Source organism: Chromobacterium alticapitis (assembly GCF_002924365.1).
In the GTDB taxonomy this organism is placed as follows: Bacteria; Pseudomonadota; Gammaproteobacteria; order Burkholderiales; family Chromobacteriaceae; genus Chromobacterium; species Chromobacterium alticapitis.
Window position 1 is genome coordinate 1 of sequence record NZ_PQWB01000147.1, and the last position, 9,128, is coordinate 9,128.

Sequence of the window (9,128 nt, forward strand, 5' to 3'; positions counted from 1 at the left end):
TCGCAAACCTGCAGAGGATTGGTGTAGGAACCTTAATTCTGCAGGTTTGCACCCCTCCTATCTGCTCCCTGCTTCAAAACGTCAACAGCCCCTAGCGCTGCCTTTTCGTTTGTGCGGGCGCGATTGCACAAATCCTCCCCCACCGCAGCTTGGCAAGATAGCGGCATGACCAAGCCCGCTCCGAAACGCTATCGAACCACCAACTGGAAAACCTATAAGCAAGCCCTGATCTAGCGTAGCTCTCTGCCCCCCCGGTTGGACACGAACATGTCTTGGCGAGCGGCCCCAGGGGGCAAACGCAGACAGACGCAGACCTATAGCGAAACCCAGCTGGGCGACCGGCAGATGGCCAGCCTGGCCGGCATCGCACTGGACCGCATCCGCACCGGCCGCCTGGAAGACGAGGACTGGCAGAAGATGACCTTCTACGCCGGCCTGGTGCAGCAGCTGCGGATGTTCATCGACTTCCGCGCCCAGCTGAGTCCAACCCAGGTTCGCAGCAAGTGCCGCCAACTGGCGCGCCGCCACGGCCGCCCTGCCCTGATCGTCATCGACTACCTGCAGCTGATGCGCGGCCCCGGCCACGGATCCAGCGACAACCGCAACTACGAGATCGGCTACATCACCGCCGCGCTGAAGGCACTGGCCAAGGAAATGGAATGCCCGGTGGTGGTGCTGAGCCAGCTTTCCCGCTCCGTGGAGCAGTGCGCCAGCCTGGTCCGCTTCCATCGTCACTCCTCTGTTGTGGACCTTCGCACTCGGTAGCGGCCGACTGGCCGCACCGGCAAGCTGCAATGCAGCTAGTTTGCCCTTCCGCCTGCGGCCCCTGCGGCTCCAGCCGATGATGACTTCGGTGAAGCGCATAGAACCTCCTGGCAAGAAAAAGCCCGGCACAGGGCCGGGCATGGGATAGGCATTGAGGTGAAACGTGTCAACTCAGAAAAACCAGGTAGTCAACACGCAGCAGAGCATGAATGCGGAGGACGAGCTTAGCCTTCTCCGCTCTCGTTTTCTTTGGCCGCTTGGGCTGCAGACTCAGCGGCCTCCTCCTGCTGCTTGGCACTCCCTGCGCTACTGATGGATACCTTGTCCTGAACAGATGCGGGGATGGCCTGCGCTGTTTGCGACGGTGCCGCCGCATGACTATGGCGGATGTACCCCAGAGTCAAAGCTTGCGGGCCTACGGTGGCAATGGGAGCAATGGACATGATCAAGCCTCCTACGGACAACATCGTTAAAGGTGCCAGCCATTCCGGCGCCCACCCCGCAATGGGGGTCAGCATCCACTTTAGCCTGCCAATCTTAAGCCAAGCTTAGCCAAGATGCCTGGCATCACCATCAAGCCGCGCGCTGCAGCTGACGTTCACGCACGAAGGTCAGCTTTTCCTTGCCCTCCTCCTTTACGCCATAGAACTTGCCCTTGATGCTGGACTTGATCTCCTTCAGCACGCCCTGGCTGCTGAGCGCGGCCATGTTGTGCGGGCTGTAACATGCCAGATAAAAATCAACTAACAATCTGTAGCCCTCATTACCAATCCACCCTCTAAGTAATAAATGAAAATGCTATTCAGGTGCAGCAAGGCTTTCAAAGGGATTAGAATGACAACGTCACAAAGGAGAGCTTCATGATAATTCGCGTATTGCGCAGGCATGTAAAATTGGCAGCAATCATTACCACCCTTGTAGCGCCACCCGCCATGGCTAACACATTACTGCCAGACGCGCCGGTACGCGCCAAGCCAGTGGCCAGCCAGCCACTGACAGAGAAGACGCCGATGGTTCTGGACCAGGACAAGGCTGCCTACGAGAAGCAGCTGAAACGGGAAGACCTGCAGCGCCAGATCAACTGCAGCGAGCAGCCTGGCAGCCCAAGCTGCCCGCCGGCGCGTAAAATGGAGTCGGAACCCTGCCAGCGAAATCCCGGCAGCTGCACCAATAAGGTGTTTTGATGGTGCCGGCCGCCCCCTGCGCCTTCCTGATACTGATGAATCACGACAGCTTTAAGATGGCCACTGAGCGCGGCCATGTTGTGTCGGCGGTTTGGGCAGGCCCGCCGAGTACCTGCTGCGGATCAACCTGCTGCGGCCAGGCTGCGCCCACCTGTCACTAGCTCAGCTCGGAATCTTTCCGGCCACATCAGCAATGCATGGGAAGGAAGTGAGGCTTCCCTCGCATTGAAAGCAGGCCATCTCGAAGGCTGATGCCGGAACATGCTGGAAGTGTTCGGTCCAGATCTGTACCTCGCGATTGAACTCGCGCGACTCGCCTTCCGAGGGCAGGCCGAAGACGATGTAGAATCGTGCCAGCCGGTCCTTCACGATTTCAGGGGTGACTTTCATGGCAATCTCTCCAATCAAAGATTTTTCTGCGCTGAATTTGGAGCGCGCAGTCGCCGAAACGCTTCAAGACCTGACAGGTAAGCCATGGCGGGTATCCATTGGTGAAATCAGCTACCCGTCAAATTCGGAAACGCCTTGGGATGACCAAACTGACAGGCTCAAGCTAACGCTATCCGCCCAGGAAGATATCGTTCTACCGCACAGCCCTACCGGGCTCGGCGGATTTGACGACTAATTCATATCGCTTCGGCCGAGGAGCCAGGTCCTCGGCACGCTGCCAGCCATCCGCCCCGCTCCGGCAGGCTGGCAGGCAATCAATCGTCGTAGCCGTCCGGGTCGCGGTACTGGAACTCACCGTCAAAGTCCGTGCGGTCGAAAATCACCCTCACCTGCTGGGCGTACAGCTGCAGCAGCAGGCGGGATATGCCAAACATTCGGCCTGCAATCAGCCCCTCGGTGATCTTCACGTCATCCACGCGAATGGTGGTGATACGGCCGTCGCCGTCAAAACTCAGCTGGTACTTGCAGGAGTGGCGCGACTTGTTTTCTTCCGGGTCTATGCTCACGCTCATGTGCCCTTGCAGCACGCCGCTATCGGGGTAGCTCTGCCGGATGATGAAGGTGGGGGCATCGTATTTCTCTGCGTAGCTTTCCACCTGGTCATTGAAGTCGTCGAACACCATCTGCAGCAGTTCGCCAATCTTCATTTCCGCCGGCAGCGGCCTGGTGATCTCCTCCAGCATGGGATTGATCACCTTCGCAGCCTGATCCGCCATCATGGCGTTCAGCTTGGCGACAACCGCCTTGGACACGAAGTCACCGAAGTAGCCCATGTCGGCGAAGGTCTTCGGCATGTGGCCAGTGATGTGCTGCTCCAGCCCCTTGCGGAATTCGCTGTTGTAGCGGAACTGTCCCTCGATGGCCTGCTGCACGGCATCGCCCACGTTCTTTTCGATGATGGGCTGCAGCACTTCCGGCGCCAGCTTGGTGGTAATGGCGTCGGCCACCATCTTTTCGATGTCGATGTTCAGTTGCACGTCTGTCTCCTTTGCCTGTTGTGCAAAAAGAAACCGCCCAGCCAGGTGGCTGAGCGGCAGTATTGGTGCTGGCCTTTAACGTCACCAGCGCGGACGCCGCGGTAGAGTCGGATTGCAGACGTCATCAACCGCGGAGAAGGAAGCCGCCCTATGGCTTTTCCTTGGGGCCCAAAGGCCGGGACCACCCAGTCACCACCCAGCATGTCCGGCCAGGTACTACATGTCAGTCAAGCCGCGCGCTGCAGCTGGCTTTCACGCACGAAGGTCAGCTTTTCCTTGCCCTCCTCCTTCACGCCATAAAACTTGCCTTTGGTACTGGACTTGATCTCCTGCAGCACGCCCTGCCCGCTGCGCGCGGCGCCACGGCCGCCGGAGGTGATGAATTTCACTTGTTGACCCACTTGCATGTTCATCCTTTCAAAAAGAAATGGCCGCTGAGCGCGGCCATGTTGTGTCAGCGGTTTGGGCAGGCCCGCCGCGTGCCTGTTGCGGATCCAGCCCAGGGCCTCCGCACTCGGATTGCATAGAGTAAAAATGATTGCAAGCTGCTGATTTTATTAGGCTATGCAGTTCGGAGGCGCTCTTGCTTTACATGGACAGAACTCAGAAACACATACCGCGCGGCGAGTCAGTGCATCACTTTTAACTGCTTGACCTTGCTTTTATCAGACAGCACGGCCTTGATTTTCATCGAATTTCGCGAATAAGCCATCGAAGTCAAGGGGTTGGCTTCAGTCATGAATATTCATTCCGAGTGCGGCGGCCCTGGGCAGATACTCGGCGTAGTTGTATGTCGCCCGGATGCTGTTCCGCTCTCCGTGGGCCATCTGGCGTTCAATGGCGTCCCTATTCCACCCCTGCTCATTCAAGAGCGCGGATGCCATATGGCGGAAACCGTGGCCGGTCATATCGTCCTTGGCGTAACCCAGCCGGCGCAATGCGGCGTTGACTGTGTTTTCCGACATGGGCCGGCCATTGGTGCGCGCGCCGGGGAAAATATACTGGCCGCTTCCGGTCAGGGCTTCCAACTCTTTCAGGATGGCCAGCGCCTGGCGTGATAGTGGGACGATATGCTTTTCACGCATCTTCATGCGCTCGGCCGGGATTACCCATTGCTCGGCCTCGAAGTCGATTTCAGACCATTCCGCCTTGCGCAGCTCACCAGGGCGCACAAACACCAAGGGCGCCAGCTTGAGCGCGCATTGCGTGATGAATGATCCCTGATAGCCGTCCATTGCCCGCAGCAGCTGGGCGATCTTCTCCGGCTCGGTGATGGTGGCGAATGAGGTTTTGATGACGGGTGACAGCGCGCCGACCAGATCGGCGGCGGAATTGCGCTTAGCGCGACCGGTGGCGACTGCATAGCGGAAGACCTGGCCGCAGTTCTGCATTGCACGGTGCGCGGTTTCGATGGCCCCGCGATGTTCAATGCGGCGGAGGACGGCCAGCAGCTCAGGGGCTTCGATCTCAGCAATCGGCCGCTTGCCAAGCCAGGGGAAGATGTCACGCTCAAGCCGGCGGATGATCTTGTCTGCATGGCTATCCACCCAGGATGGCTTGTACTTTGCAAACCACTCCCGCGCCACTGCCTCGAAGCTGTTTTCCGCCTGGATTGCCTTGACGGCCTTCTGCAGCTTGCGATGCAGGCCTGGGTCTATGCCCTCTGCCAGCAGTCGCCTGGCCTCATCGCGCCGCTCTCTGCTTTGCTTGAGGCTGATTTCTGGATAGACGCCAAGCGCCAGTGTCTTGCGCGCCCCGTTGAAGCGATAGTCAAGCCGCCAGTATTTGCCGGTTTTGTTCACCAGCAGGTACATGCCTTTTTCATCGGCATACTTGGCTTGGGAGCCATCATCCTTGGGCTTGGCGTTCTTGCAGGCGGTGTCTGTGAGCGGCATGACGGTATCTGCTTCTGACGGTATGTGCGATACCGCTCAAACTACCGTCACGACTACTGGCATGTCAAGGCACCTCATGACACGACCGGACATAAAGAAAAACCCCGGAAGGCTTATTTTCCGGGGTTCTTGGCGTGTCCTGACAGGCTGTGACACTTGAATTTGGTGGAGGCGGCGGGAATCGAACCCGCGTCCGAAAGTCCTCTACAGTGAGTTCTACATACTTAGTCGTGTCATTTGGGATTTAACCGCTGCCACGCCGACGGACAGGCTGGACTTTGGCGAGTTACCTATTATTTCGCACTGAACCAAGTAACCCGGGACAGCACTAGCAGATGTAAAGTGACACTACAGGGTTTTGACGCCCCCGGCCCATCTGCGAACCGTTGTAGTGTCTGGCCGGCCGTTAGGCTGCCAGAGCGTAAGTTTCGTCGTTTGCGACTATATAAATTCAGCGTTTTACGGGGTGACTGAAATCCCGGTATGCCCTCATCTGCTTCGCAACCCCCGTCGAAACCAGGTCGCCCCCAGATAGGAATGTTCATTATATTACAAGCATCATCGCTTGGCGAGCTTTATCATGCCTGCCCGGCGCTTAGTCATTAAACAGCATATGGCCGAGTTTGGCGGCCTTGGTATCCAGATAGCGGTCATTGTACGGATTGCGCCCCACTTGCAGCGGCACGCGCTCCACCACTTTGATGCCTGCGGCTTCCAGGGTGGCCAGCTTGCGCGGATTGTTGGTCATGACCTTGACGCTGCCTATGCCCAAATGCTCCAGCATATGGCGGGCGATGCGGAAGTCGCGCATATCGGCCGGGAAACCCAGCTGTTCATTGGCCTCCACCGTGTCAGCGCCGCCATCCTGCAGCTTGTAGGCGCGGATTTTGTTGATCAGGCCTATCCCGCGTCCTTCCTGGCGCAGATACAGCAGCGCGCCGCAGCCGGCCTTGCTGATGGCCTCCATCGCCGCCTCCAGCTGGAAACCGCAGTCGCAGCGCAAGGAAAACAGCGCGTCGCCGGTCAGGCACTCCGAATGCAGCCGCGCCAGCACCGGCTGGCCGTCGCCCACCTCGCCCAGAGTCAGCGCCACATGCTCCTGCCCGCTTTCCTCCTCGAATCCGTGCATGACGAACTCGCCCCAGGGCGTAGGCAGCTTGCAACTGGCGATATAGCGAATAACAGGTTCGGGAACGGACTGCGAGTGCGACGACATGACTTCTCCAACACAGGTGCGCAATGCGAAAAGGCCGCCTCGGCAGCCTGAATACAACCTAATTGGGGAGGATTTCCCCATTTTCAAGCGCCAGCGGCGGCAATTTGACCAGCAACTGCGGCAACACGATGGCCAAGGCGGCCAGCCACACCAGCCGTTCCGGGGAGAAATGGCAGGGCTGAAACGATTCCGCGTCTATGATGCCCAGCACATTGTCGTCGCTGTGCAGCACCGGCAGGCAAACTTCGCTCTTCACCTTGGGGTCGCACTCGTAGTAGCCACCGCCCTCTTCGCGCCACTTGGCCACATCGTCCACCAGCACAGCCCAACCGCTTAGGCCCACCCGGCTGTTATTGCTGAATTCGGCGAATTCCTCGGTCAGCGGAAATTCCGCCCGGCTTTCCACGCCCTTGTAGGCCAGTTTGACCAAGACGGCGCTTTTGCCCACCCCTATCTTGCGGTAGATGCCCAGCCAGTCAGCCCCTATCTTGGCATTGACCGAATCCAGCAGCGCATACAGATTGACCAGGCCGGCGGTGGTTTCCGCCGTTTCCACGCCCAGCGCCACGCGCAAGTCGTACGGCGCTTCGTCCAGTTCGTTGAACAGCGAGCAGCTGCCGCCTTCGCCCAGCTTGGGCACTTTGTAGCGGTACAGATCGCGGCTGGGCGCCGGCTTGTCCACGGCGATCACGGCCTGCAGCGTCATTACCGCGATCTGCAGATCCGTGAGGTCGAGATGCAAAGCCTGTTCGCGCAGATAGTCGGTCAAGTTGCTTGCGGGTATCATGAAGGGGTACTCCTGAGCGGCGGCGCGAAACGCGCTTGAATTCGAAACGCGACAGGATAGCAAACCCGATCACGCAGCGCCATTTCGTCACTTTATATCGTAATGACCGCCATTCATATCCGCCAACCTGTTCTCATCGTCAAGGCCGGCCGCCGCGCCCGGCAATTGCTGCAAGACGGCCTGCGCCCGGAGCAGGTCTCCATGCTGCCCGGCGCCGCCGGCGGCCCCAAGGCCGTGGGCCTGACCGGCCTGGACCAGGCCGTATTCCGCTGGCTGGAAGGCGCGCCGCGCGAGCGCGACCTGGTGGGCGCGTCCATCGGCGGCTGGCGCTTCGCCTGCGCCATGCAGCCGGATCCGGCCGCCGCGCTGGCCAGGTTGGCCGAGCGCTACACTGAGGAAGGCTACCGCCCCGGCGTGACTACTGCTCAGATCACCGCGCAAACCTGGCAAATGCTGCGCGACGTCATGGGTGAAACCGGACTCGAAAACATCCTGCGCCACCCTCGCCATCGCCTCAGCCTGCTGCTGGTGCAGTCGCGCGGACTGTCCAATCGCGAAGACAAGGCCGCGCTGCTGACCGGCCTGGCCCTGGCCGCGGCGCTGAACGCGCTATCCCGGCCGCTGCTCCGCCACAGCTTCAGCCGCGTGATCTGCCATGATCCGCGCAGCAGCCTGCGCTTCCGCCCGCAAGACCGCATCCCCACCTGGCTGCATGCGTTGAACGCAGACAATCTGGAAACCGCGCTGATGGGCACCGTGGCGATACCGGGCTTCCTGCATGGCGTGCAACTGCCGCAAGCGCCGCAGGCCGTTTACCGCGACGGCGGATTGACCGACTATCACATAGATTTTCCGTTCGCCCATGGCGACGAGATCGCGCTCTATCCGCACTTCACCGACCGCATCGTGCCGGGCTGGTTCGACAAATCCCTGCCCTGGCGCAAGCCCAGCGAAGCCCACCACGCCAATACCGTGCTGCTGGCGCCGTCGCGCGAATACCTGGCCGCCCTGCCCGGCCATCGCCTGCCGGATCGCAAGGATTTCCACCATTACTTGGGCCGGGACGAATTGCGCCGCCGGCACTGGCGCGCCGCCTCCGCGGAAAGCCAGCGCCTTGGCGACGCGTTTCTGGAATGGCTGGAGCGGCCGGACAGGATTGCCGTGCAAGCGCTCTAATTGAAGAACCGCGAAAAGGCAGGGACAGACTCATGACGGCAAGATGCGCCGCGCTAGCAGCCTCGCAAGGCGTCCATCTGCAAAGCCAGGGCAAGCTGCAGTTTCTGGATCTCCTGCTTCAAATCCTGGGCCTGGCTCGACCCGGCCTCCAAGGTAGACAGTTGCAGGCGCATGTCGCGCAGCGTCTTCATCATCTCGACTTCCGGCGGCACAACGCCGGCATTCTTCAAAATCTTGTAGCCCATACGCAGATCGGCTGGCGTCGCCTCGTAGCCTTCTTCCGCCTCCAAAGGCTTGCCCCAATTGCTGGCGCGGCGCAACTCGCCGCTTTCTTCGCTCCTGCGGATGTAGGCGGCAATCTCTTGATCAAAAGTTTCCAGCATTTTCGCCATGGCATGGCCCTTTTCGTAACGAATGCGCAGCGCACCCACGCCTCAAAATGCCAAATGAATTTTGATATGTCAATGCATTCGGCCTGCCTGCGCTAGTCGAGACCGGCAATCGCCAAAACCTGCAATTCCTCGCCGCAAACCAGCTCCAGGCCAAAGGCGCCGCAGGCCGCGCAGGGCGAGAAACGCTCGGCCACAGCCTGCTCCAACCCGCACTCGGGGCAGATGGCTCGCGCCGCAACGTCCTCAATCGCTATGCTCGCGCTCTCCGCCTTGCCGCCTCGCAGCA

At 59.9% G+C, this 9,128-nt stretch carries 14 protein-coding genes, 1 other RNA gene and 1 pseudogene; 5 read left to right on the plus strand and 11 right to left on the minus strand.

From position 1 onward, the window contains the following. Positions 1–165: 165 nt before the first annotated feature. Together C2I19_RS22665 and C2I19_RS19685 are read left to right on the plus strand one after the other, a co-directional pair. Positions 166–324: pseudogene (locus C2I19_RS22665) on the plus strand (IS5/IS1182 family transposase); the annotation flags it as partial. A gap of 6 nt (positions 325–330) precedes the next feature. Beyond that, entirely contained in the window at positions 331–765 is a 435-nt protein-coding gene (locus C2I19_RS19685) for a replicative DNA helicase (protein WP_255410713.1), read from the plus strand. Between the two features lie 224 nt (positions 766–989). Here the strand turns inward: C2I19_RS19685 and C2I19_RS19690 are convergent, their stop codons facing one another. Beyond that, a complete protein-coding gene (locus C2I19_RS19690) occupies positions 990–1,208 on the minus strand; it encodes a hypothetical protein (protein ID WP_146056886.1) in 219 nt (72 codons plus the stop codon). A 130-nt stretch (positions 1,209–1,338) separates the two neighbouring features. Continuing rightward, positions 1,339–1,473 (minus strand): hypothetical protein, encoded by a 135-nt coding sequence (locus C2I19_RS22765; RefSeq protein WP_255410712.1) that lies wholly within the window; start codon positions 1,471–1,473, stop codon positions 1,339–1,341. Between the two features lie 224 nt (positions 1,474–1,697). On the opposite strand from C2I19_RS22765, the gene C2I19_RS21860 reads away from it, so the two are divergent. Further along, positions 1,698–1,949, plus strand: coding sequence for a hypothetical protein (locus tag C2I19_RS21860; RefSeq protein ID WP_146056887.1), 252 nt, complete (start codon positions 1,698–1,700; stop codon positions 1,947–1,949). A gap of 162 nt (positions 1,950–2,111) precedes the next feature. Here the strand turns inward: C2I19_RS21860 and C2I19_RS19695 are convergent, their stop codons facing one another. After that, positions 2,112–2,339, minus strand: a complete 228-nt coding sequence (locus C2I19_RS19695) for a hypothetical protein (RefSeq protein WP_103904307.1) — start codon at positions 2,337–2,339, stop codon at positions 2,112–2,114. Here C2I19_RS19695 and C2I19_RS21865 point away from each other — a divergent pair. After that, complete coding sequence (locus C2I19_RS21865; protein WP_146056888.1) at positions 2,338–2,574, plus strand: hypothetical protein; 237 nt, start codon at positions 2,338–2,340, stop codon at positions 2,572–2,574. The genes C2I19_RS19695 and C2I19_RS21865 overlap by 2 nt on opposite strands. Positions 2,575–2,653: 79 nt before the next feature. On the opposite strand, the gene C2I19_RS19700 is transcribed toward C2I19_RS21865, so the two are convergent. The 6 genes from C2I19_RS19700 to C2I19_RS19725 all read right to left on the minus strand — a co-directional run bounded on the left by C2I19_RS19700 (position 2,654) and on the right by C2I19_RS19725 (position 7,274). Further along, complete coding sequence (locus C2I19_RS19700) at positions 2,654–3,376, minus strand: hypothetical protein (protein WP_103904308.1); 723 nt, start codon at positions 3,374–3,376, stop codon at positions 2,654–2,656. A 227-nt stretch (positions 3,377–3,603) separates the two neighbouring features. Continuing rightward, complete coding sequence (locus tag C2I19_RS19705) at positions 3,604–3,783, minus strand: hypothetical protein (RefSeq protein ID WP_146056889.1); 180 nt, start codon at positions 3,781–3,783, stop codon at positions 3,604–3,606. Between the two features lie 324 nt (positions 3,784–4,107). Beyond that, positions 4,108–5,271, minus strand: a complete 1,164-nt coding sequence (locus C2I19_RS19710) for a tyrosine-type recombinase/integrase (RefSeq protein WP_103904310.1) — start codon at positions 5,269–5,271, stop codon at positions 4,108–4,110. A gap of 163 nt (positions 5,272–5,434) precedes the next feature. Continuing rightward, positions 5,435–5,800, minus strand: a transfer-messenger RNA (tmRNA) gene (ssrA, locus tag C2I19_RS19715). 66 nt (positions 5,801–5,866) lie between these two features. Then, a complete protein-coding gene (gene ribA, locus C2I19_RS19720; RefSeq protein ID WP_103904311.1) occupies positions 5,867–6,487 on the minus strand; it encodes a GTP cyclohydrolase II in 621 nt (206 codons plus the stop codon). Between the two features lie 58 nt (positions 6,488–6,545). Continuing rightward, positions 6,546–7,274: a GAF domain-containing protein gene (locus tag C2I19_RS19725; protein WP_103904312.1), complete on the minus strand. Its 729-nt coding sequence runs from the start codon at positions 7,272–7,274 to the stop codon at positions 6,546–6,548. Positions 7,275–7,376: 102 nt separating this feature from the next. Here C2I19_RS19725 and C2I19_RS19730 point away from each other — a divergent pair, with 102 nt between their 5' ends. Continuing rightward, positions 7,377–8,450 carry a hypothetical protein gene (locus C2I19_RS19730; protein ID WP_103904313.1) on the plus strand — a complete coding sequence of 358 codons (1,074 nt, stop codon included), beginning with the start codon at positions 7,377–7,379 and terminating at the stop codon, positions 8,448–8,450. Between the two features lie 53 nt (positions 8,451–8,503). Here the strand turns inward: C2I19_RS19730 and C2I19_RS19735 are convergent, their stop codons facing one another. Together C2I19_RS19735 and C2I19_RS19740 are read right to left on the minus strand one after the other, a co-directional pair. After that, positions 8,504–8,842: a DnaJ family domain-containing protein gene (locus C2I19_RS19735; RefSeq protein ID WP_233201294.1), complete on the minus strand. Its 339-nt coding sequence runs from the start codon at positions 8,840–8,842 to the stop codon at positions 8,504–8,506. A gap of 92 nt (positions 8,843–8,934) precedes the next feature. Beyond that, positions 8,935–9,128: hydrogenase/urease maturation nickel metallochaperone HypA (locus C2I19_RS19740; protein WP_199181292.1), on the minus strand; the 194-nt coding region annotated here is incomplete at its 5' end.

Bases quoted from the DNA above. Each gene is read 5' to 3' on its own strand.
- C2I19_RS22765 (WP_255410712.1), bottom strand. From the start codon at position 1,473: ATGGCCGCGCTCAGCAGCCAGGGCGTGCTGAAGGAGATCAAGTCCAGC.
- C2I19_RS21860 (WP_146056887.1), top strand. From the start codon at position 1,698: ATGGCTAACACATTACTGCCAGACGCGCCGGTACGCGCCAAGCCAGTG.
- C2I19_RS19695 (WP_103904307.1), bottom strand. From the start codon at position 2,339: ATGAAAGTCACCCCTGAAATCGTGAAGGACCGGCTGGCACGATTCTAC.
- C2I19_RS19735 (WP_233201294.1), bottom strand. From the start codon at position 8,842: ATGGCGAAAATGCTGGAAACTTTTGATCAAGAGATTGCCGCCTACATC.
- C2I19_RS19725 (WP_103904312.1), bottom strand. From the start codon at position 7,274: ATGATACCCGCAAGCAACTTGACCGACTATCTGCGCGAACAGGCTTTG.
- C2I19_RS19730 (WP_103904313.1), top strand. From the start codon at position 7,377: ATGACCGCCATTCATATCCGCCAACCTGTTCTCATCGTCAAGGCCGGC.
- C2I19_RS21865 (WP_146056888.1), top strand. From the start codon at position 2,338: ATGGCAATCTCTCCAATCAAAGATTTTTCTGCGCTGAATTTGGAGCGC.
- ribA (WP_103904311.1), bottom strand. From the start codon at position 6,487: ATGTCGTCGCACTCGCAGTCCGTTCCCGAACCTGTTATTCGCTATATC.
- C2I19_RS19710 (WP_103904310.1), bottom strand. From the start codon at position 5,271: ATGCCGCTCACAGACACCGCCTGCAAGAACGCCAAGCCCAAGGATGAT.
- C2I19_RS19690 (WP_146056886.1), bottom strand. From the start codon at position 1,208: ATGTCCATTGCTCCCATTGCCACCGTAGGCCCGCAAGCTTTGACTCTG.
- C2I19_RS19705 (WP_146056889.1), bottom strand. From the start codon at position 3,783: ATGCAAGTGGGTCAACAAGTGAAATTCATCACCTCCGGCGGCCGTGGC.